We start from the raw sequence: 23,894 nt of genomic DNA, 5'->3' as shown, positions 1-23,894 counted from the left end.
TTGAAAAGTGAGAGACATCTGATTGCTCGACAATCAGGCAATTGCGATAGGCCTAATTCGACACGAAGTAAATTTATTTCGGAAAAGCGGGAACTTAATTTAATTAATGCAGTCGTCGATTTAAGCGTCGAATATTCCGAGAAACGGATATCTGCATTAGCTGTGATTAACGCGGACCGTGAATTGCCGAACGGCTTGGTGAAGTGAAGTCAGGCGGAGTCAGACGAGGTGGAAGCCTTCAGCACGGGCGTTGCCCGGAGGTGAACTGCGGCGCCGGCCGCCGCGTGACAAGAACCCGTGCTGAAAGCGGACGGCATACATCGAACAGCCTTCCGTATTCACTTAACGGCACAGCCGTGCACTTTTTTTACACGGAGTTTCCCTTACTTCCTTGGCGCCGGTTGCCGGTCCTCCATATGGTCTGCCGTGGATCATTAGGCGTTAAGAGTCGGAGCACGCTTGCGCCAGGTTCGCCGATCTCATCTCGACGAAGAGAAGCGTGATATTGCGCGGGAACATGCGGAGATTAATAAGCGGCATATTGCCGCATCTGATATTGGATTCTCACCACAAAACAAAAAGGGTTCCGAAAACTCGGAACCCTTCTTTACATCTATGGTGGGCCGGGTCGGAGTCGAACCGACGGTGTCCTTTCGGAGGCGGATTATGAGTCCGCTGCCTGCAACCAGCACGGCGTCCGGCCCAAGAAAAAGACCCGGTCATGAAGGCCGGGCCAATTCGTTGATTGGCCGACATACTACACGAAAAAGGGGCCTTCGCAACCGCTTCGCCTAAGCGAAACAGCCCGAAGACCCCTTCAAACAGCTACATCATTTCCAACGAACGTCTGCTTCGATCAATTCCCTTCGAGGAACGACTTCAGCTTGTCCGAACGGCTCGGGTGACGCAGTTTGCGCAGCGCCTTTGCCTCGATCTGACGGATCCGTTCACGCGTCACGTCGAACTGCTTGCCGACTTCTTCGAGCGTGTGATCGGTGCTCATCTCGATACCGAAACGCATGCGCAGCACCTTCGCTTCGCGCGGCGTCAGCGAGTCGAGCACGTCCTTCACGACATCGCGCATGCTGGCATGCAGTGCAGCGTCGGCCGGCGCGACCGTGTTCGTATCTTCGATAAAGTCGCCCAGATGCGAATCGTCGTCGTCACCGATCGGCGTTTCCATCGAGATCGGCTCCTTCGCGATCTTCATGATCTTGCGGATTTTGTCTTCCGGCATTTCCATCTTCTCGGCCAGCGTTGCCGGATCCGGCTCGAGACCGGTTTCCTGCAAGATCTGACGCGAGATGCGGTTCATCTTGTTGATCGTTTCGATCATGTGAACCGGAATCCGGATCGTACGCGCCTGGTCAGCGATCGAACGCGTAATGGCCTGACGGATCCACCACGTTGCATACGTGGAGAACTTGTAGCCGCGACGATATTCGAACTTGTCCACCGCCTTCATCAAGCCGATGTTGCCTTCCTGGATCAAGTCCAGGAACTGCAGGCCACGGTTCGTGTACTTCTTCGCGATCGAGATCACGAGACGCAAGTTCGCCTCGGTCATTTCACGCTTTGCCTGACGCGCTTTCAGTTCGCCGGCCGCCATCTGGCGGTTGGTTTCCTTCAGGTCCTTCAGCGGCAGCACAACGCGCGCCTGCAAGTCCAGCAAACGCTGCTGCTGTTCGCGAATGGCCGGAATGTTACGCGTGAGGATCGCGCTATACGCGTGACCTTCACCGACGATCTTGTCGGCCCATTCCAGATCCGTTTCGCTGCCCGGGAAACGCGCGATGAATTCCGCACGCGGCATGCCGCACTTGTCGACCACCGTATGCAGAATCTGACGCTCGACCTGACGCACTTCGTCCACTTGCGCACGCAACGTGTCGCACAGACGCTCGACGGTACGCGCGGTAAAGCGGATCGTCATCAGCTCGTTCTGGATCGTTTCCTGCGCCTTCAGATACGACTTGGACTTGTAGCCTTCCTTCTCGAACGCACGACGCATCTTGTCGAACCATTCGCTGATCATGGCGAACTTCTCGAGGGACGCACGCTTGAGCGCTTCCATCTGCGCAGCGTTGGCCGTGGCTTGCGCCGCGCCGTCGTCTTCTTCCTCGTCGTCCGATTCCTCTTCCTCGACTTCCTCGTCTTCGCTTTCGATCGCTTCTGCTTCCTGCGCCGAGAAGCCGTCTGCATCTTCCGCGTTGGCGTCGATCAGGCCGTCGACCAGTTCGTCGATACGGATTTCCTCGTTCGCGACGCGCTCGGCCATTGCCAGAATGTCGGCGATCGTGGTCGGGCACGCGGAGATCGCCATCACCATGTGCTTGAGGCCGTCTTCGATCCGCTTCGCGATTTCGATTTCGCCTTCGCGCGTCAGCAGTTCGACCGTACCCATTTCACGCATGTACATGCGGACCGGGTCGGTGGTGCGGCCGAATTCGGAGTCGACGGTGGAGAGCGCGACTTCCGCTTCCTCTTCCACTTCGTCGTCTGACGAAGCAGCGGGTGCGTTGTCGTTCAACAGCAGCGTTTCAGCATCCGGCGCCTGCTCGTACACAGCCACGCCCATGTCGTTGAACGTGCTGATGATGCCTTCGATCGCCTCGGTCTCGGTGAAGTTGTCCGGGAGGTGGTCGTTGATTTCCGCGTACGTGAGGAAGCCGCGCTCCTTGCCGAGCTTGATCAACGCGCGCAGTTTGGCGCGGCGCTCTTCGAGTTCCTCGACGGTGCCAGGCTGCGACGACGCGAACGCGTCCTTCAGCAGCGCTTTTTCCTTTGCACGACGATCGCGAGCCTTGACCTTTTCCACCTTGCCGGGAACGGCCGCAGGGGTTTCTTCGCTTTGGGTTGCGTCGTCGTCGACGGGTGTTTCGTTAAGCTTTTTCGTCATGGAGTTCGTCGTACCGGCTGTAGTCTCGACTCGCGGCTGTTGGACAACAGCCGGTTGAACCGTGGATACTGGAGTCTCACGCTCTACCGCATCGTCCTGCGCGGCAGGCGCTTCCCTTGCGCTTCTGACACCCGGCCGTTTTGCGGCCGGTGGTGGTACAGCTTTCGCCGCCCTGACCGGCTCCGCTCGCGCAGCGGAAGTGGTCGAGGGTTTCTTCCCGGCAGCAGGTGTGACGCTTGCGGCAGACGTTTTTCTGGGGGAAGAAGCTAACTTGGCCTCGGTGACCTTTCTGGTCGGCTCATTCGAACCTGTGCCCGTTGCTTTTTTTCCGCCTGGTGTCTTTGCCATCGCAATCGCCTTTTCGCCTTTGCTAGGAAAACCATTGAAAAAACAAACCGCTAGAAACCTTTTATTATAGCACTCAGCTTTCTGCCATCCCGCTTACAGCCCGAGCTGCCGCTTCATCTCAGCCCGCTTCTGATTCAGGCCCGTCAGCTCCGCAAACTCCTCCGGCGTGTGCCGGGATTGCCGCGAAAGCTGCTCGAGGCGATCGCAGTAAGCGTCGTATCGCATCTTCAGAATCGCCGCTTTCAGTTCCTCTCCGACGATCCGTTCCTGCTCGCGCCGTTCCTCGATGACGGTCGCATCCTCCGGGTCCTTCAGCAGCAAATCCCGGACGTTTTCATCATAGTCTAGAATTTTGCGAAAGATTTCCTCGAAAGTTGGGGCATTTGCGCCGTTTCGCAATAGGTCGGACAGCAACTGAAACTCCGCCGAATCGCCCAGCGCACGCGCATGCGTCGTCACTTCTTCGAACAGTTCGCCGTGCCGCGTGACGCTCAGAAGCGCCTGTTCGGCTTCCTCGTCGAGCACCGCCACCGTCCGCGGATACATCACCAGATTGCGCAGCGTTTTTTCTTCGATCCCGGTCACACTGCGCCGATCCTTGCGGGCTGGCGCCGATCGGGCGGCCGCCGCGATCCGGGCGTCGACTTCGCATAAAGCGGCGACTTCCTCGAACGGCACGTCGAGCCGGTCGGCAAACATATGCATGATCTGCGCGCGCAACGCATTGGCCGGCAGCTGCTGCAGCAGCGGCTTCGCGTCGAACAGCGCGCGGGCGCGGCCTTCCGGCTGGTCCAGCTCCTTGCCGGTCAGCACCTCATTTAGCATGAACTGCGACAGCGGCATGGCGCGCTCGACCTGCTCAGCGAACGCTTCCGTGCCGAATTCACGCACGTAGCTGTCCGGATCGTGCTCGGACGGCAAAAACAGGAACCGGATGGTCCGGTTGTCCGCCGCGTGCGGCAGGCAGGCGTCCAGCGCCCGGCGCGCGGCGCGGCGCCCCGCCGAATCGCCGTCGAAGCTGAAGATGACCGTATCGGTCTGGCGCATCAGTTTCTGCACATGAATCGGCGTGCAGGCCGTGCCAAGCGTGGCGACCGCGTTCTGGAACCCCAATTGGGCCAGCGCGACCACGTCCATATAGCCTTCGACCACCAGCACGTAATGCTGTTCGCGAATCGCCAAACGGGCCTCAAACAGCCCGTACAGCTCGCTGCCTTTGTTAAATAGAGGCGTTTCCGGCGAATTCAAATACTTGGGTTCGCCGCCGTCCAGCACGCGTCCACCGAAGCCGATCACCTGCCCTTTCACATTGCGTATCGGGAACATGATCCGCTCGCGAAAGCGGTCGTAGCGGCGGTTCTGGCCTTGCGCGTCCGACTTTTCGCTGACGATCACAAGACCCGATTCGACCAGCGAATCGTCCCGATAATTGGGGAATGCGGGTTCGAGGTTCTGCCAGCCGTCCGGTGCATAGCCGAGGCCGAAACGGGCGGCGATCTCGCCGGTCAGGCCGCGTTTCTTCAGGTACTGGATCGCGACCGGCGCGCCGCGCAGCTGCTTGCGGTAGAAATCGCAGGCAGTCTGCATGACATCGGACAGCGCCGTGGTCACCGCCTTGGACGCACCCGGCGAATACCCGCCGGAGCCTCCACCGCCGCCATATCCCGGCGAAGGTTCGTTCGGCACGGTCAACCCGACCGATTGCGCGAGCTCGTTGACCGCCTCTGGAAACGTGGAGCCGACATGCTCCATCAGGAAGCCGATGGCCGTACCGTGCGCGCCGCAACCGAAGCAGTGATAGAACTGCTTAGTCGGACTAACCGTAAACGAAGGGCTCTTCTCGTTGTGAAACGGGCACAGCCCCATGAAGTTCGCGCCGCCCTTTTTCAACTGCACATACCGGCCGACCACGTCGACGATATCGACGCGGTTGAGCAGGTCCTGCAGGAATGACGGTGGAATCACAGTGAATGACGCTACCTAAAAAGCTCAAGGCTGCGCACGCCGTCGAACAACGGCGCGCCCAGACCGGAAATACAGGGATTACTTCGCGAGCGCGGCTTTGACTTGCGCCGAGACAGCGGTCATGTCGGCGCGGCCGGCCAACTTCGGCTTGAGCACGCCCATCACCTTGCCCATGTCCTGCGGGCCGGCAGCGCCGGTTTGCGCAACCGCGGCCTGAACTTCTGCAACGATCTCCGCTTCGGACATCTGCGCCGGCATATAGGCGGACAGGATGGCCAGTTCGGCCTTTTCCTTGTCGGCCAGATCCGTGCGGCCAGCGGCTTCGAACTGGCTGATCGAGTCTTTGCGCTGCTTGATCATCTTGTCGATGACGGCGGTGATCGCCGCGTCGTCAAGGACGACGCGTTCGTCGACTTCGCGTTGCTTGACCGCGGCAAGCAGCAGGCGGATCGTGCCGAGACGCTCGGTCTCACGCGCCCGCATGGCCGCTTTCATGTCGTCGTTGATCTGGTCCTTGAGGCTCATCACTCACCTGAATGCGTTGAAAATTTAAAAACCGGCCGCTTACGGCACCCATGCGCCGTACCAGTACGCTGCATCCAACACAAACGCCCGCTTGGGACTGCTTCCTCAAGCGGGTTGGCGCAATTTTGCGTAGTGGATGCGACCCTGCCGGCTGGCCCGAAGGGCCGTGTTTTCCGCGATGGCACCTGCTGTGCCGTCACCGTTGGATGTCGCCGCTCCGTTCAACGGGAACCGCGGCAACGCCAGAATCAGTAGAACTTCTTTGGCAGCATCTGGCCACGCAGACGCTTGAAATGACGCTTAACCGCAGCCGCCTTCTTGCGCTTGCGCTCAGCCGTAGGCTTTTCGTAAAACTCCCGGGCGCGAAGTTCCGTTAGCAGCCCGTTTTTCTCCATCGTGCGCTTGAAGCGGCGCATGGCAACTTCAAACGGCTCGTTGTCTTTTACGTGGATGGTCGTCATTTTTCAATAACGGAACTTTGTAAAGGTTCAGGAGTATAGCAGAGCTTTCTCACAAAGCCATTGCGCCGTCAAGCCCCTAAAACGTACTCAGCCGACGCCTGGCCGGCCGCCACGCCGGAGGCCCACGCCCACTGGAAATTGTAGCCGCCGAGCCAGCCAGTCACGTCGACCGCCTCGCCGATGAAGTACAAACCCGGCGTGCGGGCGCTCATCATCGTCGCCGACGACAGGTCACGCGTATCGATGCCACCGCGCGTGACTTCAGCCTTGCGGTAGCCTTCGGTGCCGTTCGGGGTGAGCGTCCAGCGCGACAAGGCCTCACCGATGCGGCGCAGCGTCTTGTCCGGCAGATCGGCCACGCGCGCTTCGGCAGGAATCTGGTGGGTTTCCAGCCAGACGTGGGCGAGCCGTTGTGGCACCCATTCCGAGAGCAGATTGGCGATCTGGCGCTTCGTGCCGGTTTTGGCTTCCAGCAATGCGGTGGTGGCGTCCTGCTCGGGCAGCAAATTGATGTGAATCGGCTCGCCGGGCTGCCAGTAGCTCGAAATCTGCAGAACCCCCGGGCCCGACAGGCCGCGGTGCGTGAGCAGCAGATCCTCGTTGAATTCGGCACCGGTCTTCTTGTTGCCGGTCGCCAGTTGGACCTCGAGCGACACGCCGGAGAGCGCCGAGAACGGCTCCCAGTCGGCCGGAGCAAAGGTCAGCGGAACCAGCGCAGGGCGCGTGTCGATCAGCTTGTGGCCGAATTGCTTGGCGAGACGGTAGGCGAAATCAGTCGCGCCGATCTTGGGGATCGACAGGCCGCCGGTCGCCACTACGAGCGCGCGGGCCGTGATCGGACCCGAGTGGGTGTCCAGCGTGAACCGTCCTTCGGCGTCATGCCGCACCTGTTCGACCGTGAGCGGCGTGCGCCACGCGACGCGGCCCGCGTCGCACTCGTTCTTCAGCACATTGATGACCGCGTCGCTCGACTGGTCGCAGAACAGCTGCCCCTTGTGCTTCTCGTGCCACGTCACGTGATGGCGCTTAAGCAGCGCCATGAAGTCACGCGGCGTGTAGCGCGCCAGCGCCGAGCGGCAAAAATGAGGATTGGCCGACAAATAATTGGCCGGCCCGGCATACAGATTCGTGAAGTTGCACCGGCCGCCGCCGGAAATGCGGATTTTCTCCGCGAGTCGCTGCGAGTGGTCGATCAGCACCACGCGACGGCCGAGTTGCCCGGCCACGGCCGCGCACATCATGCCGGCCGCGCCCGCGCCGATCACTGCGATATCGAAGGATTCCATGGGGCCGCATTGTACCTGCGCGTCTGCGGCCGCCTGCCCGCGCTGCTATACTTTCAGGCTTGCCTTTTCACTTTTGGACGCCGGAGCGGCTTCGCTCCCGTGCCCGCTCAAACCACCCATCATGCTCGTTCTCGGCATCGAAAGCTCCTGCGACGAAACCGGTCTCGCGCTCTACGACACAGAGCGCGGCCTGCTCGCGCACGCGCTGCATTCGCAAATTGCGATGCACCGGGAATACGGTGGCGTGGTGCCGGAATTGGCGTCGCGCGACCATATCCGGCGCGCGCTGCCGCTGCTCGAAGAGGTGATGGAACGCGCCGGCACGATGCGCGGCGACATCGACGCGATCGCCTATACGCAAGGCCCCGGCCTCGCGGGCGCGCTGCTGGTCGGCGCGAGCGTGGCGAATTCGCTGGCCATGGCGTGGGACAAGCCGACCATCGGCATTCATCACCTCGAAGGGCATTTGCTGTCGCCGTTGCTGGTGGACGAGCCGCCGCCGTTTCCGTTCGTCGCGCTGCTGGTGTCGGGTGGCCATACGCAGCTGATGCGCGTCACGGATGTGGGTGTCTACGAGACGCTCGGCGAAACGCTGGACGACGCCGCCGGGGAAGCTTTCGACAAAACCGCCAAGCTGCTGGGCCTCGGTTATCCGGGCGGCCCGGAAGTGTCGCGGATGGCGGAATTCGGTACGCCCGGCGCAGTGGTCCTGCCGCGTCCCATGCTGCATTCCGGCGACCTCGATTTCAGCTTCAGCGGCCTGAAGACCGCTGTCCTCACGCACGCGAAGAAGCTCGGCGGCGCGAATATCTGCGAGCAGGCAAAAGCGGATCTGGCGCGCGGTTTCGTCGACGCAGCCGTGGAAGTGCTGGCGGCGAAATCGCTGGCCGCGCTCAAACGGACCAAGCTTAATCGGCTGGTGGTGGCAGGCGGTGTCGGCGCGAACCGGCAACTGCGCGAAGCGCTTTCCGCCGCGGCGAAGAAGCGCAATTTCTTTGTGCACTACCCGGACTTATCGCTGTGTACGGACAACGGCGCGATGATCGCGTTGGCCGGCGCATTGCGATTGCAACGCTGGCCCGATCAATCGGGCAAAGACTACGCATTCACCGTGAAGCCGCGCTGGGATTTGACTTCCCTCGCACGCTGAACCCGCAACGAGGCCGCGACGCCCTTCGCATACCGGGCCACACGCTGACAATGGCAACCCCATAGAAAAAGCCGCTTCGAAAGCGGCTTTTTCTATTTGCGGCAAGCAAGGAGGCAGAGCGTGATCACGCCACCCGCTTATCCCGCTCGATCACGGCATACGCGCTGTGATTGTGAATCGATTCGAAGTTCTCAGCTTCGAGCACATAAGCAACGATGCGCTCGTCCGCATTCAGACGTTGCGCGACATCGCGCACCAGGTCTTCGACGAATTTCGGATTTTCATAGGCACGTTCGGTGACGAATTTCTCGTCCGGACGCTTGAGCAAGCCCCACAGTTCGCACGAGGCCTCTTCTTCGGCGATACGAACCAGCTCTTCCACCGCCACGTCGCCCGCCAGCTCCGCGTTGATCGTGACATGCGAGCGCTGGTTGTGCGCGCCGTACTGCGAAATCTTCTTCGAGCATGGGCACAGGCTCGTGACCGGCACCAGCACCTTCAGGAACAGACGCGTCGCGCCGTTGCGGGTCTCGCCCGTCAACGTCACTTCGTAGTCGAGCAGACTTTGCACGCCCGACACCGGCGCGGTCTTATTCACGAAGTACGGGAACGACACTTCGATGCGGCCCGCCTCGGCCTCGAGCTTTTCCAGCATCGCGGCGAGCATGGTGCGGAACGTGGCCGCCTCGAGCGGCGCCTTGTTCTCTTCGAGCAGCGCAACGAAGCGCGACATGTGCGTGCCCTTCTGATCGGCGGGCAGATGCACGTCGAGATTCCACGTGCCCACAGAAGGCTGCGCTTCGCCGCTTTGCGTGCGCACTGTCAACGGATGGCGCACTGCCTTGACGCCGACTCGTTGAATCGGAATCTGACGCGTATCGGGCGTGCTCTGCACGTCGGGCATCACAAAGGCGGGATTCATCTGGTTCATATTCTTGTCCTTTCAGGAAACGCTGGGCCGTCCCATGTTTTCCGCTCCGCGGGAAGTCCCCCACACCAAAGGAAGCCCCTTCAAGGATTGGAGGATCTCCCCATTGGCGGGTGTCGCAAAGCGACACGTTTGAGGGCACTCAGCGGCCGTGCGCATCAAGTCGCGCAATGGCAAACGCCGGCCCCTGCCGGCGTTGGATGATGGACCCGAAGGTCCATCGACTCAAGTTGGAGATTGCTATGGCCGCTATAGCCGCGGCGTAGCGCACGGCAGTGCAGCTGAACGACTCAGCCATTCCACGCCGCTAAGTGCCGCAATCAAGCGACGCGCTTCACCGAGGATTGGCCAGCGACCGCGCCGCTGGAAAGAAAGCGTTCGCGAATCGACTTGGCGATGCCCGCTGCGTCCAGACCGCAGGCCGCGAGCAACTTGGCCGGATCCCCATGATCGATGAAGCGATCCGGAAGGCCCAATTGTAGTACGGGCCGGATAACCCCACTCTCAAGCAGGGCTTCGACACACGCCGATCCCGCGCCGCCCATCACGCAGCCTTCTTCGACCGTAACGATCGCATCGTGCGTTTCGGCCAGCTGACGGACCAGTTCGGCGTCCAGCGGCTTCACGAAGCGCATGTTCGCCACCGTGGCGTCCAGTTGCTCAGCGGCCGCCAGCGAAGGCGCAACCATCGTGCCGAATGCCAGAATCGCAATCCGCTTGCCGGCCGGTTGCGACGTTTCGCGACGGATCTCGCCCTTGCCGAGCGGCAGCGCCGTCATTTGCTTGACCGTTGCCACGCCCGTGCCGGCGCCGCGCGGATAGCGCACTGCCGTCGGGTTCGGCTGCTGCAATGCCGTGTAGAGCATCTGACGGCATTCGTTTTCGTCCGACGCAGCCATCACCGTCATGTTCGGGATGCAGCGCATGAACGCCAGATCGTAGGCGCCCGCGTGCGTGGCGCCGTCCGCGCCGACCAGACCCGCACGGTCGATAGCGAACACCACCGGCAGGTTCTGCAGCGCGACGTCGTGGATCAGCTGGTCATAAGCACGTTGCAGGAAGGTCGAGTAAATCGCGACCACTGGCTTCATGCCGTCGGCAGCCAGGCCGCCGGCGAACGTCACTGCGTGCTGCTCGGCGATGCCGACGTCGAAGTAACGATCCGGGAAGCGCTTCTCGAACTCGACCATGCCCGAGCCTTCACGCATTGCCGGCGTAATGCCGACCACGCGCGCGTCCAGCTCGGCCGCGTCGCACAGCCATTCGCCAAACACCTGCGTGTACGTCTTTTTCGACGGCGTGGTGGCGGGCTTGATGCCCTCAGCCGGATTGAACTTGCCCGGGCCGTGATACAGCACCGGATCGGCCTCAGCCAGCTTGTAGCCCTGGCCCTTCTTCGTGACCACGTGCAGGAATTGCGGACCGCGCAGTTCCTTGATGTTCTGCAGCGTCGGGATCAGCGAATCGAGGTCGTGACCGTCGATCGGGCCGATGTAGTTGAAACCGAACTCTTCGAACAGCGTGGCCGGCACGATCATGCCCTTCGCGTGCTCTTCGAGCTTGCGGGCCAGGTCGAGCATAGGCGGCGCGACACGCAGCACACGTTCGACGCCCGCACGCGCGGCGGCGTAGAAGCGGCCCGACATCAGGCGCGCCAGATGGCGATTCAGCGCGCCGACCGGCGGCGAAATCGACATATCGTTATCGTTCAGGATGACCAGCAGCGGCACGTCGTCTTCGACGCCGGCGTTGTTCATCGCCTCGAAGGCCATGCCGGCCGTCATCGCGCCGTCGCCGATCACGGCGATGCCCATGCGATTATCGCCCTGCAGCTTGCTGGCAACGGCCATGCCGAGCGCGGCCGAGATCGACGTGCTGGAGTGTGCGGTGCCGAAGGTGTCGTATTCCGACTCGTCGCGCTTCGGGAAGCCCGAGATGCCGCCGAGCTGACGCAGCGTGTGCATCTTGTCGCGGCGGCCCGTGAGGATCTTGTGCGGGTAGGTTTGATGGCCGACATCCCACACGATCCGGTCGCGCGGCGTGTCGAACACATAGTGCAGAGCAATGGTCAACTCGACCGTGCCGAGGTTGGACGAAAGATGGCCGCCCGTCTGCGATACGCTGTCGAGCACGAAGGCACGCAACTCGTCGGCAAGCGGTTGCAATTGGCGGCGATCGAGGCGGCGCAAGGCTGCCGGGTCGTCGATAGTTTTCAGCAAGTCGTACATCGTCGTTCCATTGTAGGAAAACTTACGCGCCCGCACTTCATACATGCACCCCGTAGCAAAGGTGCGCGGCGGCGGGCTTTCGCGTTCAGCTGACCCGGTTCACCACCAGGTCGGCCAATTCGGCAAGACGCTGCGCGCGCGCACCAAACGGCGCAATCGCAGCGTGGGCGTCGCTGCGCAGTTGCGCTGCGAGCGCACGCGACGCATCTAGCCCAATAATCGACACGTAGGTCGGCTTGCCGTCCTTCGCGTCTTTACCTGCTGTCTTACCAAGCGTTGCGGAATCGGTCGTGACGTCGAGAATATCGTCGACGACCTGAAACGCGAGGCCTACGGCGGCCGCATATGCGTCAAGCGAACGCATGGCGTCCGCATTCGGCGTTTCGCCCGCCAGCGCGCCCATGCGCACCGCGGCACGCAACAAGGCGCCGGTTTTCATCCGGTGCATGGTTTCGAGTTGCGGGCGCGTCAGCGTATGGCCGACGCTCGCGAGATCGATAGCCTGGCCGCCGCACATGCCGACCGAGCCGCTCGCCAGGGCCAGTTCACGCACCAGCGCGGCCTGCTGCGCCGGCGCCAGCACGTCCGACGTCAGCGCAACGAACGCCTGCGCTTGCAGCGCGTCGCCGACCAGCAGTGCCGTGGCTTCGTCATACTTGACGTGTACCGTGGGCTTGCCGCGACGCAGTGCGTCGTCGTCCATGCAGGGCATGTCGTCGTGCACGAGCGAGTACACGTGGATCATTTCCAGCGCCGCCGCGGCCGCGTCCAGGCACTCGGCGCGCGCGCCGGTCAGTTCGCCGGCCGCGTGGCACAGCAGCGGGCGCACCCGCTTGCCACCGCCCAGCACGGCGTAGCGCATGGCTTCATGCAGTTTGGCCGGCTCAGTCGCTTCCGTGGGCAGGTAGTGTTCTAGTGCCGATTCGACACGTTCGAGTACCGAGCGTGTCCATTGTTCGAATGTCATAGGTCGTCCCCGCTTTCAGTAGCGGCTGTGCCTGCGCTATTCATAGGCAGCGGCTTCAGCGTCTCGCCATCGAGCACGCGCACCTGTTGCTCGACCTTCTCGAGCTGCTGCTGGCAAAACGCGACGAGCGCCGCACCGCGCCGGTAGGCGGTGAGCGATTCCTCGAGGCTGAGATTGCCGCCTTCCATGCGCGCCACCAACCCTTCCAGCTCAGCCTGGGCGGCCTCGTAGTTCTCGGGCAACGGCGTGGTATCGACGCCTTCAGCAGGCGCGGCAGCAGTATCTTTCGACGCGGTCTTCGCCATGAATAGTCGCAAAATTAAAACAAGTCGGACATTCTACGGCAAAAGCGACATTTCCGATCCCATCGCCAGCCCGCGCCCCGCCTTTGCCCTTCGCGCCCGCCTCTCAGTCTCGCAGAAAAAAAACGATTGGTCTGCGGCGAAAACCTTGAACTTCCTTGACATTTTTGACCCAAATCAGGCACTTAAGCGCCCCGAGGAGGGGGAATCGGGTATAATCGCGGGCTCCCTAAATCGAATCTATCGATGGTTGGGTTGTTCACTGCTTTCACGTCTTCACGGGAGTGGGAATGTCCAATCTGAGCAATGCATTGCAGTTGCGGTCTGTCCACAGCCAGCTGCCAGTCACGGCTTACTTTGACGAAGCGCTTCTAACGCGCGAAATCGACACCCTTTTCAAGAAAGGTCCTCGCTACATCGGCCACGATCTCATGGTGCCCGAAGCGGGAAATTATTTTGCTCTGCCCAGCGAGAGCGAAGGGCGTGTGCTCGTCCGTAACCAGCAGTCGCAAGTCGAACTGCTGTCGAACGTGTGCCGCCACCGGCAAGCCATCATGCTCAACGGCCGCGGCCAGGCGGAGAACATCGTCTGCCCCCTGCATCGTTGGACGTACGACCTGAATGGCCAGCTCCTCGGTGCACCTCATTTTGCGGATAACCCCTGCCTGAATCTCGGCGCCACGCCGCTGCAGAACTGGCAAGGCCTGCTGTTCGAAGCACAGGGGCGCGACGTCGCGCGGGATCTGGCGCGCCTCGGCACCAAACAACACTTCGATTTTTCGGGCTTCATGTTCGATCACGTCGAAGTGCACGAGTGCAATTACAACTGGAAGACCTTCATCGAGGTCTATCTGGAGGACTACCACGTCGCGCCGTTCCATCCGGGCCTCGGCAGCTTCGTCAATTGCGACGATCTGACGTGGGAATTCGGCGAGTGGTACAGCGTGCAGACGGTCGGCGTCCACAAGGATCTGGAGCAGCCGGGCAGCCCGACGTACCGCAAATGGCACGACGAGGTGCTGCGCTTCCGCGGCGGCAATCCGCCCGATTTCGGCGCGATCTGGATGGTGTACTACCCCGGCATCATGATCGAGTGGTATCCGCACGTGCTGGTCGTGTCGTGGCTGATTCCGCGTGGTCCGCAGAAAACCACCAATGTGGTGGAGTTCTATTATCCTGAGGAAATCGCGCTGTTCGAACGCGAGTTCGTTGAAGCCGAGCGCGCCGCCTATATGGAAACGGCCCGCGAAGACGACGAGATCGCCGAACGCATGGACGCCGGCCGCCGCGCGCTGATGGAACGCGGCGAATCGCAGGTCGGCCCGTATCAGAGCCCGATGGAAGATGGCATGCAGCACTTCCACGAGTTCCTGCGGCGTGAACTCGGCGCGATCTGATTCGCGCGGTCCGCATCAAAACATGGAAGACGGGCTTCGGCCCGTCTTTTTTTGTTTAGACTATCAGTATCGTTCGGCCATTCGCTAACGGCCTCAAGCCGCCCGCGTGAGCGCCGCAACCATCTTGCATGGGACTGGAGACGTCATGCCCCACACTCACTACACCACACTCATTTCCGCGACAAACCTCGCGGAACGGCTGGCCGCCGCGCCGGGCAGCGTGTTCGTCATCGATTGCCGTTTCGATCTGGCGGACACCGAGGCAGGCGAAAAAGCCTATCTGGCCGGGCATTTGCCGGGCGCGCATTATCTGAACCTCGATCGCGATCTGTCGGGGCCGAAGAACGGCCACAATGGTCGCCATCCGTTGCCGGATCGTGCACGGCTGGTGGAGACGCTGGAGTCGCGCGGGCTCAAGCAGGGTCAGCAAGTGGTCGCGTATGACGCGCAAGGTGGCATGTACGCCGCGCGCGCATGGTGGCTGCTGCGCTGGCTCGGTCACGATGCGGTGGCGCTGCTCGACGGCGGACTGCAAGCCTGGGAAGCGGCCGGTAAGCCGCTGACGCAGGACGCTCCGGCACAAAACACCGGCGACTTCAAAGCGGGTGCGCCACTTTCGGTAACTGTCGACGCGCAGACCGTCGAGCGCAACCTCGGTACGAAAGAACGCGTCGTGGTCGATGCGCGTGCGAACGATCGCTATCGCGGTGAAAACGAAACGCTGGATCGCGTCGGCGGCCATATTCCTGGCGCACTCAACCGGTTCTTCAAGGACAACCTCACCGCCGACGGCCGCTACAAGCCGGCGCACACGCTGCGTGAGGAATTCCATGCGTTGCTGGGCGACACGTCGCCGGAACACGTCGTGCTGCAATGCGGCTCGGGCGTAACGGCGTGCGTGAACGCGCTCGCGATGGAGATTGCCGGCATGCATGGCGCGGCGCTGTACGCGGGATCGTGGAGCGAATGGAGTTCTGATCCGAAGCGGCCGGTTGCAACGGGCCCGAATCCTTAAGCAGCCCGTCAAGCAGGACGATTAGTATTAGGCCGTGGCCGCTGGAAAGCGGCCACGGCCTTTTTGCATCCTTCTAGCCGAGCGCATCGGCACGCCGTTATGGCGCGTCAACTGACGGTATCGAACTGGCGCCCTCAGGCGACTCCGTGCTGCTTGAACCACACCAGCGCCCGGCGCCAGCCATCCTCGGCATCGGCTTTCTTGTAACTCGGCCGGTAATCCGCGAAGAACGCGTGGCCCGCGTCGTCGTACACGACGAATTGCGAGCCGCGCCCCGCCTGAGGGCCCTGCGCGATGGCCTGTTTCATCTGTTCGAGCGTGTCTTGCGGAATGCTTTGATCTTGCAAGCCGTACAGACCCAGAACCGGCGCGTGCAACTGCGCCACTTCATCGAGCGGATTGGACGGGGTCATCGCGGTTTTCTGGCCTGTTACGCGGCCGTACCAAGCCACGCCCGCCTTCAGCCGCGGATTGTGTTCGGCATATAGCCACGCAATCCGCCCGCCCCAGCAGAAGCCGTTCACACCCAGCCGGTTCAGATCGCCGCCGTGTTCGCCCGCCCAGGCGACAGTTGCGTCGAGATCGCCCAGGACCTGGTCGTCCGGCACCTTGCTGACCAGTTGCTCGTTGAGTTGCTGCATGCTCGTGTAAACAGTCGGATCGCCCTGCCGCTCGTACAGGTTCGGCGCGATCGCCAGATAACCCTGTTTGGCGAAACGCCGGCACACGTCGGCGATATGCTCGTGCACGCCGAAAATCTCATGCACGACGATAATCACCGGCAAGTGCGTCTTGCCCTTGGGCTGCGCGCGATACGCCGGCACCAGCGTGTCGCCGGAACGCACCGCGATCTCGCCGGCTTCAAGACCGTCGCTATCGGTACGGATGGTTTGCGCCGACACTGGCATCACGGCCGCGGCGAAACCGGTGCCGAGCGCGGCTTTAATGAAGGTGCGTCGATTGAAGGGAACGTGCGGGACCAGGCTGTCGATATCGGGTTTCAGCATGCGGCGCTCCTCGTGTGAAGGTTGGAGGCAACAGGATACGCTTCACCCGCATCCTGTTGCAGATGCAACCTTCTCGAGCGCAGTCAGCTTTCAGTGCAGCTTGACCCGCGGCAGCGTGGTACGCCGCAACCAGTGCGCGAAGGTGTCGAGCACCATCCGCGCGTAGCCGTGCAGCGCCGCGATATGCAGCCGGTACAGTGACATGTACATGAAGCGCGCGAACAGCCCTTCAATCAGCATATTGCCGCCGATCACGCCGCCCATCAGATTGCCGACCGCACTGAAGTGCCCGAGCGACACCAGCGAGCCGAAGTCGCGATAGGTAAACTCAGGCAGCGGCTTATTCTCGAGCCGTGCCGCAAGCGCCTTCAACAGGAAGCTCGCCTGCTGGTGAGCCGCTTGCGCACGCGGCGGCACGTTGCGTTCGTTGCCCGGCCATGGGCAAGCCGCACAATCGCCGAGCGCGAAGATGTTGTCGTCGACTTCGGTTTGCAGCGTGCGGCGCACGATGAGTTGCCCCAGACGATTGACCGGCAGGCCGTCGAGTTCGCTCAGGATGGCGGGCGCCTTGATGCCTGCCGCCCATACCGTCAGATCGGCGCGCACAGTTTTGCCGCTGGCCGTGCGGATCATGCCCGGAGCGACCTCGGCCACGGTCTCGCCGATCATCAGTTTTACGCCGAGCTTGGTGAGCAATTCGGCGGTGGCCGTCGATACACGCTCCTGCAAGGCCGGCAAAATGCGCGGTCCCGCCTCGATCAGCACGATGCCGACGTCGTGCCGCGGATCGAGCTTATGCAAACCGTACGCAGACAATACCTGGGCCGTATTGCGCAACTCAGCCGAGAGTTCGACGCCCGTCGCACCGCCGCCGACGATCGCCACCTGGATGCGCGGCTCAGTAGAGGTCGACGACGTGCCCGGGCCCGATTCGACCGGTTCATGCACCTGGTGTTCCGCGCGCATACAGGCCGCGATAAGGCGTTTGCGGAAGCGCTCCGCCTGGCTGACTGTGTCGAGCGCGAGAGAGAACTCCGACGCGCCTTTCACGCCGAAGAACGCCGTGGTGCTGCCAATCGCGATGATCAGCGTGTCGTATTCGAGTTCGCGCGCGGGCAGCAATTCGGCGCCGTCGTCGTCGAGCACGGTACCGAGCGTGAGGCGCTTGTTCGCGCGGTCCAGACCGGTCAGATCGCCCTGCTGGAACTCAAAGCCGTGCCAGCGCGCCTGCGCCGCATATTCGAGTTCCTGGGTGAACGGGTCCATGCTGCCGGCTGCCACTTCATGCAGCAGCGGCTTCCAGATATGGGTTGGATTACGGTCGACGAGCGTCACTTGCGCGTGCACGCCGCCCTTGTTCTTGTGGGGTGCATAGCGGTCGCCCAGGCGCGTCGCCAGTTCCAGTCCCCCCGCACCCCCGCCAACGACGATAAAACGATGCATTGAACTCTCCGTATTTGCCGATGGGTTATGCGTCGCGACGGCGCGCTTGCAGCATGAAACGCGCGCAGTCTATCTTGGCGATTGTCCGCGAGCGGCACGGGTTGTCACAAGCCATCAATACGCATATGTGACATGCGCGCGACGATATCGCCTATCGCGCGCGCCGTCACATGCACGTCAATGCGCTTCTTCCCAGTTCAGGCCGGCGCCCACTTCGGCGACCAGCGGCACTTTCAGCGCGGCGACACCGCACATCAGTTCCGGCAAGCGCTTACGTACATCGGACAATTCCGCGTCCGGCACTTCGAGGATCAGTTCGTCGTGCACCTGCATGATCATGCGCGTTCCGACCTTCGATTCTTCGATCCACTTCTGCACCGCGATCATCGACAGTTTGATCAGGTCGGCGGCCGTGCCTTGCATCGGTGCGTTAATGGCCGCGCGCTCTGCGGCCTGACGGCGTGGGCCGTTGCCGCCGTTGATCTCCGGCAGCCACAGGCGGCGGCCGAACGCCGTCTCCACATAGCCCTTGGACTTCGCGCTCAGACGTGTTTCGTCCATGTAACGCGCGACGCCCGGATAACGCGCGAAGTAACGGTCGATATACAGCTTGGCCGCGTCACGCGTAATGCCGAGGTTCGCGGCGAGACCGAACGCGCTCATGCCGTAGATCAGTCCGAAGTTGATGACCTTCGCTACGCGCCGTTGATCGTTCGACACTTCGAGCGGCGTCACGCTGAAAATCTCCGCGGCAGTGGCGCGGTGAATGTCTTCGCCCTGCGAGAACGCACGCAGCAGGGATTCGTCGCCGGAAATGTGCGCCATGATGCGCAATTCGATCTGCGAGTAGTCGGCGGAGACGAGTTTGTGGCCCGGCGGCGCGATAAACGCCTCGCGGATACGACGCCCTTCGCCGGTGCGCACGGGGATGTTCTGCAGGTTCGGATCGTTCGACGCCAGCCGGCCCGTGACCGCCACCGCCTGCGCATAGTTCGTATGCACACGATCGGTCTCGGCGTTGACCATGCGCGGCAGCTTGTCCGTGTAGGTCGATTTCAGCTTCGACAAACCGCGGTGTTCAAGCAGGATCTTCGGCAGCGGATAGTCTTCAGCGAGCTTTTGCAGCACTTCTTCGTCGGTGGACGGCGCGCCGCTCGGGGTCTTCTTGACCACCGGCAATTCGAGCTTCTCGAAGAAGATCTGGCCGATCTGCTTCGGTGAGCCAAGATTGAATTCGCCACCGGCCAGCACGTACGCTTCGCTTTCCAGCTGAATCAGACGCGTGGCGATTTCACTGCTTTGCGCGCGCAGCTTTTCGGCGTCGATCAGCACGCCGGTGCGCTCCATCTTGCGCAAAACGCGCGAGGTCGGCACTTCGATGTCGCGATACACGTAGTCGAGGGTCTTCTCCGCGGCCACTTGCGGATACAAGGCCTGATGCAGACGCAAGGTGATGTCGGCGTCTTCCGCCGCGTATTCGGCGGCCGTTTCCAGCGCGACTTCGTCGAAGCCGATCTGCGACGCGCCCTTGCCCGCCACCTCTTCATACTTGATCGTCTTGATGCCGAGATGGCGCAGCGCGAGGCTGTCCATGTCATGCGTACGGTGCGATTCGAGCACGTACGATTCCAGCAGCGTGTCGTGTTCGACGCCGCGCATTTCGATGCCGTAGTTCGCCAGCACCTGTTCGTCGTACTTCATGTGCTGGCCGACCTTCTTGTGGTCGGCGCTTTCCAGCCACGGCTTGAGCTTCGCGAGAACTTCGTCGCGCGGCAGTTGCACGGGTGCGTCCGGACCGCGATGCGCGACCGGCACATAAGCGGCATAACCAGGCTCGACCGAAAACGACAAGCCCACGATTTGCGCGGTCATCGGGTCGAGCGAGGTGGTTTCGGTATCGAATGCGGTCAACTCAGCGGCGTTGATCTTCTCAAGCCACGCGTCGAGCTGCTCCCAGGTCTGCACGGTGTCGTAGTGACGTTCGTGATCCACGGTGAGCGCCGGCGGCACATCGGTCTCGGGACCTTCCACGACTTCGGCGACTTCCACCTCACGCAGCCAGGTCTTGAAGCCGTTGCGCGTGAACACGTCGCGCAGTTCTTCGCGCGATTCCGGCCGGCTTTCCAGGCTTTCTTCGATCGACACGATATGGCCGGTCAGATCGCATTGGCGCTCAACGGTGACGAGTTTCTTCGCCATCGGCAGAAAATCGAGCGCACGCCGCAGATTGTCTCCTACCGCACCTTTGATCTCGTCCGCATGTGCGACGATGCCGTCGAGGGTTTCGTACTGCGTCAGCCATTTGATCGCCGTTTTCGGCCCGCATTTTTCGACGCCGGGCACGTTGTCGACGGTATCGCCGATCAACGACAGGTAGTCGATGATGCGTTCCGGCGGCACGCCGAATTTGGCGATCACGCCTTCGCGGTCGAGCTTCTCATTAGTCATCGTATTGATGAGGGTGACATGATCCGACACGAGCTGCGCCAGATCCTTGTCCCCAGTCGACACGATCACATTCATGCCGCGCTTTTCCGCCTCGGTGCTGAGCGTGCCGATCACGTCGTCAGCTTCGACGCCTTCAATCATCAGAAGCGGCCAGCCGAGCGCGCGCACGGCGACGTGAATCGGCTCGATCTGCCGCGCGAGATCCTCGGGCATCGACGGACGGTTCGCCTTATAGTCGGCATACCAGTCGTCGCGAAACGTTTTGCCCTTGGCGTCGAACACGCACGCGCTATACTCTGCAGTAACTTCCTTGCGCATGCGCCGCAGCATGTTGATCATCCCATAGAGCGCACCCGTCGGGCCACCCTCGGGTCCGCGCAGATCAGGCATCGCATGGTAGGCCCGGTACAGATAACTCGAACCGTCGACCAATAGCAGGGTCTTACCTTCAAGGCTTCGTTCTTCAGGCATTATGACTAAGAGAAAAGTGATTCCGAGTCTGCGATCACTCGCAGATCAAGAGCGCGCTACGGCTAAGAAGGCCCGCGCATCGTGGCAGATGTTCACGATTATGGCAGAGTTTATCGAGGCGACCGAGTACCTCTCGGAGATTCGTCCGGCTGTCAGCATCTATGGTTCAGCGCGCCTGAAACCGAACTCGCCGTATTACAAACTCGCCACGCAAATCGCGCGCAAGCTGTCGGACGCCGGCTTCGCGGTCATCTCGGGCGGCGGCCCCGGCATCATGGAGGCGGCCAACAAGGGCGCCCATGCAGGCAAAGCCCCTTCGGTCGGCCTGAACATCGAACTGCCGCACGAGCAATCGGGCAATCAATGGCAGGACATCTCGCTGCGCTTCCGCCATTTCTTCACGCGCAAGGTCACGTTCGTGAAGAACTCGGATGCGGTGATCGTCATGCCGGGCGGTTTCGGCACGCTGGATGAGCTCGCCGAAGTCCTCACGCTGATTCAAACCAAGAAGTCGCGCCACGTGCCGATCATTCTGGTGGGCGGCGAGTTCTGGGAAGGCCTGCTTGCGTGGTTCAAGAACTCGCTCACGCCGATGGGCCTGATCAATCCGACGGATATGGACTTGATGCAGGTGATCGACGATCCGGACCAGGTGCTCGAAGCCGTGTTGAAGTTCTATGAAGACCGCGAAGAAGCCGAACCGCATCCGGCCAAGTCGGATGAAGACCGGATGTTCTATCTGTGATGCTGGAGCTTCGCGCCTCGTGCGCGAAGTCGGCTTGCTGATGTTCAATGCGTCATTGAACAGAGCAACGCACGCGGGTTCTAGCGAGCGGCCTCCAGGTCGCTCGCTTCCACTACATCGGTCTGATCGCCCTGCGCTTGCAGCCATTCGCAGAACTGCGCCACTAGCGGCGCCTGCGCGACCTCCCGCCTCGCCACCCACCAATAGCCGCGCGCATCGAGACGCGGACCGGCCAACGGCACGACGAGCCGTCCCGATGCCAGCTCATCCGCCAGCAAAGGCAACGGGCCGAGCGCCACGCCGAGTCCATCCACCGCGGCCTGCAAGGCCAGATAGAAGTGATCGAACGACTGCTTCTTCCGGCATGTCGCCGTGGCCCCTGCCGCCGATAACCAGTTGCTCCACGCATCGGGCCGCGTGTCTGAATGCAACAGCACGTGCTTCGCGAGATCGTCAGCCACCTTGATCGGCGAGCGTTGCAGGAGCGCGGGACTGCACACCGGGAGCTCGCTCTCGCCAAGAAAATGGCCGCTCACACAGTTCGGCCAATGCGCCGGCCCGCGCCGCACGGCGACGTCGAAGCCGTCCAGCGTTTCGACCGGTGCGTTTGAAGTCGATAGGCGCAATTCCACATTCGGCACCTTGCGCTGGAATTGATGAAGCCGCGGCAACAGCCACTTCATTGCGAAGGTCGGCAGCGCATTCACCCTTAAAACGTGAACGACGCCCGTATCGCGCAGTTGATCCGTAGCCAGCGCGATGCTGTCGAACGCGGCCTGGACGGTGCCCAGATAGCGGCGGCCGTCGTCGGTCAGACGCACGCGCTTGCCGCGGCGATGAAACACCTGCACACCGAGCCATGTTTCGAAAGCCGCGACTTGCCGGCTAATTGCACCGTGCGTCACATGCAATTCGTTCGCAGCGGCGGTGAAACTTTCATGCCGTGCGGCCGCTTCGAAGGCGCGCAGCGCCGGAAAGGGGGGAAGATTACGAGCCATGCTTGTGATTCTAGATCACAAGGGTGCGCTCAAAAATCGTTTTGCCCAGCGCCGGTTCGGCGCTAACCTCCAGAGCTTGAACTGGAAGCCTAGCCATATGGATCACGATCTCACCTCAACCACGGCCGACCGGCCGCCCACGCCCACATTGCGGGAAATTTTTAGCGGCTTTCTCGGCCTCGGGCTGATCTCATTCGGCGGCGCATTGCCGCTGGCGCGGCGCGCCGTGGTCGAGCAACGGCGCTGGCTGACCGGCGCGGAATTCACCGACTTGCTGGGCCTGTGCCAATTCCTGCCGGGCGGCAATGTGATCAATCTTTCGGTGGCGATCGGGATGCGCTTTCGCGGCGTGCCGGGCGCGCTGGCAGGTTTGCTCGGCTTGATCGCGGGGCCTTCGCTGGTGGTGATCGGCCTTGGCGTGCTGTACGAACACACGCAAAACGACCCGCACGTTCGCCATCTGTTTGCCGGCCTCGCCGCGGCGGCGTCCGGCCTGCTGATCTCGATGGCCGTGAAAATCCTTCTGCCATTGCGCGATAAACCGATGGCCGCGCTTATCGCGGCGCTCGGCTTCATCGCGATCGCCATCATGCGGCTGCCGCTTCTGCCCACGATGCTGGTGCTCACGCCGCTCAGCATCTACATCGCGTCGAGGGCCGCACGATGACCGACACGCTCATTTCTCTGGCCATCATTTTCAGTCAGCTTTCGTTGCTCGCGTTTGGTGGCGGCAACACGATCCTTCCGGAGATGCAGCGACAGGTGGTGGATGTGCATCACTGGATGCCGGCCAGCGAATTCAGCGCGCTGTTCGCGCTTGCGCAAGCGGCGCCGGGGCCCAATCTGATGATCGTGACGTTGGTCGGTTGGCACGTGGCGGGTTGGGCGGGGATGCTCGTGACTTCAGTGGCGAAGTTCGGACCTTCGTCGCTCGTGACAATTCTTGCGCTGCATGCGTGGGACCGGTTCAAGGACCGTCCGTGGCGGCGTTACGCGCAAATGGGACTGGTGCCGGTGACGGCCGGCATCGTCGCGGCGAGTGCGTCCCTGATCGCCGAAGCGTCGAACCCAACGGCGATCGCATGGGCAATCTGCGCATTTACCGCTGTGCTGGCGTTGAAAACGCGGATTCATCCGCTGTGGTTGCTAGCAGCGGGGAGTTTGATTGGGCTGACGGGGTTTGGGCAGTTTTGAAACGCGCGGGGGACCTGAGTAATGCAATGCATCGAGCACAGAACTGCCGCAAACATGGCGGCCCGAGAAACGCATTGACTAAGCGCAATGCGGCGTCAAAAACCCGTACGGTCAGTG

Annotated in this window: 19 protein-coding genes and 1 tRNA gene; 6 read left to right on the top strand and 14 right to left on the bottom strand. The window is 61.8% G+C overall.

Annotated elements, in window-relative coordinates; all coding sequences use genetic code 11:
- Positions 1–616: 616 nt before the first annotated feature.
- The 6 genes from M0D68_RS05420 to M0D68_RS05395 all read right to left on the bottom strand — a co-directional run bounded on the left by M0D68_RS05420 (position 617) and on the right by M0D68_RS05395 (position 7,484).
- Positions 617–704, bottom strand: a tRNA-Ile gene (locus M0D68_RS05420).
- A 152-nt stretch (positions 705–856) separates the two neighbouring features.
- Positions 857–3,247 (bottom strand): RNA polymerase sigma factor RpoD, encoded by a 2,391-nt coding sequence (gene rpoD / locus M0D68_RS05415; RefSeq protein ID WP_093635004.1) that lies wholly within the window; start codon positions 3,245–3,247, stop codon positions 857–859.
- Between the two features lie 93 nt (positions 3,248–3,340).
- On the bottom strand, positions 3,341–5,212 hold the full coding sequence (gene dnaG, locus M0D68_RS05410; RefSeq protein ID WP_093635003.1) for a DNA primase: 1,872 nt from the start codon (positions 5,210–5,212) through the stop codon (positions 3,341–3,343).
- A gap of 78 nt (positions 5,213–5,290) precedes the next feature.
- Entirely contained in the window at positions 5,291–5,737 is a 447-nt protein-coding gene (locus M0D68_RS05405) for a GatB/YqeY domain-containing protein (protein ID WP_054034833.1), read from the bottom strand.
- Positions 5,738–5,985: 248 nt separating this feature from the next.
- Positions 5,986–6,198, bottom strand: coding sequence for a 30S ribosomal protein S21 (rpsU, locus tag M0D68_RS05400; RefSeq protein ID WP_054034832.1), 213 nt, complete (start codon positions 6,196–6,198; stop codon positions 5,986–5,988).
- Between the two features lie 68 nt (positions 6,199–6,266).
- On the bottom strand, positions 6,267–7,484 hold the full coding sequence (locus M0D68_RS05395; protein ID WP_266223925.1) for an NAD(P)/FAD-dependent oxidoreductase: 1,218 nt from the start codon (positions 7,482–7,484) through the stop codon (positions 6,267–6,269).
- 121 nt (positions 7,485–7,605) lie between these two features.
- Here M0D68_RS05395 and tsaD point away from each other — a divergent pair, with 121 nt between their 5' ends.
- The gene (gene tsaD / locus M0D68_RS05390) at positions 7,606–8,634 is read left to right on the top strand and encodes a tRNA (adenosine(37)-N6)-threonylcarbamoyltransferase complex transferase subunit TsaD (protein WP_200650890.1); all 1,029 of its coding nucleotides are present in this window, start codon (positions 7,606–7,608) and stop codon (positions 8,632–8,634) included.
- Between the two features lie 124 nt (positions 8,635–8,758).
- On the opposite strand, the gene folE2 is transcribed toward tsaD, so the two are convergent.
- From folE2 to M0D68_RS05370, 4 genes are all read right to left on the bottom strand, one after another.
- The gene (folE2, locus tag M0D68_RS05385; RefSeq protein ID WP_266223924.1) at positions 8,759–9,565 is read right to left on the bottom strand and encodes a GTP cyclohydrolase FolE2; all 807 of its coding nucleotides are present in this window, start codon (positions 9,563–9,565) and stop codon (positions 8,759–8,761) included.
- 317 nt (positions 9,566–9,882) lie between these two features.
- The gene (gene dxs / locus M0D68_RS05380) at positions 9,883–11,790 is read right to left on the bottom strand and encodes a 1-deoxy-D-xylulose-5-phosphate synthase (RefSeq protein WP_097394779.1); all 1,908 of its coding nucleotides are present in this window, start codon (positions 11,788–11,790) and stop codon (positions 9,883–9,885) included.
- Between the two features lie 85 nt (positions 11,791–11,875).
- Positions 11,876–12,757: a polyprenyl synthetase family protein gene (locus M0D68_RS05375; RefSeq protein ID WP_093634998.1), complete on the bottom strand. Its 882-nt coding sequence runs from the start codon at positions 12,755–12,757 to the stop codon at positions 11,876–11,878.
- Positions 12,754–13,062 carry an exodeoxyribonuclease VII small subunit gene (locus tag M0D68_RS05370; protein WP_054034828.1) on the bottom strand — a complete coding sequence of 103 codons (309 nt, stop codon included), beginning with the start codon at positions 13,060–13,062 and terminating at the stop codon, positions 12,754–12,756. Before M0D68_RS05370 ends, M0D68_RS05375 begins: the two co-directional genes overlap by 4 nt.
- Positions 13,063–13,349: 287 nt before the next feature.
- Between M0D68_RS05370 and M0D68_RS05365 the strand changes: the two genes are divergently transcribed.
- Positions 13,350–14,456, top strand: coding sequence for an aromatic ring-hydroxylating dioxygenase subunit alpha (locus tag M0D68_RS05365; protein WP_200650891.1), 1,107 nt, complete (start codon positions 13,350–13,352; stop codon positions 14,454–14,456).
- Positions 14,457–14,601: 145 nt separating this feature from the next.
- Entirely contained in the window at positions 14,602–15,471 is an 870-nt protein-coding gene (locus M0D68_RS05360) for a sulfurtransferase (RefSeq protein WP_093634996.1), read from the top strand.
- A gap of 134 nt (positions 15,472–15,605) precedes the next feature.
- On the opposite strand, the gene M0D68_RS05355 is transcribed toward M0D68_RS05360, so the two are convergent.
- From M0D68_RS05355 to polA, 3 genes are all read right to left on the bottom strand, one after another.
- Complete coding sequence (locus tag M0D68_RS05355; RefSeq protein WP_200650892.1) at positions 15,606–16,478, bottom strand: dienelactone hydrolase family protein; 873 nt, start codon at positions 16,476–16,478, stop codon at positions 15,606–15,608.
- A 90-nt stretch (positions 16,479–16,568) separates the two neighbouring features.
- Complete coding sequence (locus tag M0D68_RS05350) at positions 16,569–17,921, bottom strand: NAD(P)/FAD-dependent oxidoreductase (RefSeq protein WP_211699763.1); 1,353 nt, start codon at positions 17,919–17,921, stop codon at positions 16,569–16,571.
- A gap of 177 nt (positions 17,922–18,098) precedes the next feature.
- On the bottom strand, positions 18,099–20,840 hold the full coding sequence (polA, locus tag M0D68_RS05345) for a DNA polymerase I (protein WP_266223923.1): 2,742 nt from the start codon (positions 20,838–20,840) through the stop codon (positions 18,099–18,101).
- Between the two features lies 1 nt (position 20,841).
- Between polA and M0D68_RS05340 the strand changes: the two genes are divergently transcribed.
- Positions 20,842–21,585 (top strand): TIGR00730 family Rossman fold protein, encoded by a 744-nt coding sequence (locus tag M0D68_RS05340; RefSeq protein WP_054034825.1) that lies wholly within the window; start codon positions 20,842–20,844, stop codon positions 21,583–21,585.
- A gap of 80 nt (positions 21,586–21,665) precedes the next feature.
- Here M0D68_RS05340 and M0D68_RS05335 read toward each other — a convergent pair whose 3' ends face one another.
- Entirely contained in the window at positions 21,666–22,583 is a 918-nt protein-coding gene (locus M0D68_RS05335; protein ID WP_200650894.1) for a transcriptional regulator GcvA, read from the bottom strand.
- Positions 22,584–22,680: 97 nt separating this feature from the next.
- Here M0D68_RS05335 and M0D68_RS05330 point away from each other — a divergent pair, with 97 nt between their 5' ends.
- Positions 22,681–23,250, top strand: a complete 570-nt coding sequence (locus M0D68_RS05330) for a chromate transporter (protein ID WP_200650895.1) — start codon at positions 22,681–22,683, stop codon at positions 23,248–23,250.
- Positions 23,247–23,777, top strand: a complete 531-nt coding sequence (locus tag M0D68_RS05325; RefSeq protein ID WP_093634990.1) for a chromate transporter — start codon at positions 23,247–23,249, stop codon at positions 23,775–23,777. The genes M0D68_RS05330 and M0D68_RS05325 overlap by 4 nt, the downstream gene beginning before the upstream one ends.
- Positions 23,778–23,894 lie beyond the last annotated feature (117 nt).

Origin of the sequence: Paraburkholderia sp. SEWSISQ10-3 4 (assembly GCF_030464785.1) — a bacterium.
In the GTDB taxonomy this organism is placed as follows: domain Bacteria; phylum Pseudomonadota; class Gammaproteobacteria; order Burkholderiales; family Burkholderiaceae; genus Paraburkholderia; species Paraburkholderia aspalathi.
The sequence above is the reverse complement of the archived record's forward strand: the minus strand, read 5'-3'. Positions and strand labels throughout refer to the sequence as shown.

Bases quoted from the DNA above. Each gene is read 5' to 3' on its own strand.
- rpoD (WP_093635004.1), bottom strand. From the start codon at position 3,247: ATGGCAAAGACACCAGGCGGAAAAAAAGCAACGGGCACAGGTTCGAAT.
- M0D68_RS05405 (WP_054034833.1), bottom strand. From the start codon at position 5,737: ATGAGCCTCAAGGACCAGATCAACGACGACATGAAAGCGGCCATGCGG.
- rpsU (WP_054034832.1), bottom strand. From the start codon at position 6,198: ATGACGACCATCCACGTAAAAGACAACGAGCCGTTTGAAGTTGCCATG.
- M0D68_RS05395 (WP_266223925.1), bottom strand. From the start codon at position 7,484: ATGGAATCCTTCGATATCGCAGTGATCGGCGCGGGCGCGGCCGGCATG.
- tsaD (WP_200650890.1), top strand. From the start codon at position 7,606: ATGCTCGTTCTCGGCATCGAAAGCTCCTGCGACGAAACCGGTCTCGCG.
- folE2 (WP_266223924.1), bottom strand. From the start codon at position 9,565: ATGAACCAGATGAATCCCGCCTTTGTGATGCCCGACGTGCAGAGCACG.
- dxs (WP_097394779.1), bottom strand. From the start codon at position 11,790: ATGTACGACTTGCTGAAAACTATCGACGACCCGGCAGCCTTGCGCCGC.
- M0D68_RS05375 (WP_093634998.1), bottom strand. From the start codon at position 12,757: ATGACATTCGAACAATGGACACGCTCGGTACTCGAACGTGTCGAATCG.
- M0D68_RS05370 (WP_054034828.1), bottom strand. From the start codon at position 13,062: ATGGCGAAGACCGCGTCGAAAGATACTGCTGCCGCGCCTGCTGAAGGC.
- M0D68_RS05365 (WP_200650891.1), top strand. From the start codon at position 13,350: ATGTCCAATCTGAGCAATGCATTGCAGTTGCGGTCTGTCCACAGCCAG.
- M0D68_RS05360 (WP_093634996.1), top strand. From the start codon at position 14,602: ATGCCCCACACTCACTACACCACACTCATTTCCGCGACAAACCTCGCG.
- M0D68_RS05355 (WP_200650892.1), bottom strand. From the start codon at position 16,478: ATGCTGAAACCCGATATCGACAGCCTGGTCCCGCACGTTCCCTTCAAT.
- M0D68_RS05350 (WP_211699763.1), bottom strand. From the start codon at position 17,921: ATGCATCGTTTTATCGTCGTTGGCGGGGGTGCGGGGGGACTGGAACTG.
- polA (WP_266223923.1), bottom strand. From the start codon at position 20,840: ATGCCTGAAGAACGAAGCCTTGAAGGTAAGACCCTGCTATTGGTCGAC.
- M0D68_RS05340 (WP_054034825.1), top strand. From the start codon at position 20,842: ATGACTAAGAGAAAAGTGATTCCGAGTCTGCGATCACTCGCAGATCAA.
- M0D68_RS05335 (WP_200650894.1), bottom strand. From the start codon at position 22,583: ATGGCTCGTAATCTTCCCCCCTTTCCGGCGCTGCGCGCCTTCGAAGCG.
- M0D68_RS05330 (WP_200650895.1), top strand. From the start codon at position 22,681: ATGGATCACGATCTCACCTCAACCACGGCCGACCGGCCGCCCACGCCC.
- M0D68_RS05325 (WP_093634990.1), top strand. From the start codon at position 23,247: ATGACCGACACGCTCATTTCTCTGGCCATCATTTTCAGTCAGCTTTCG.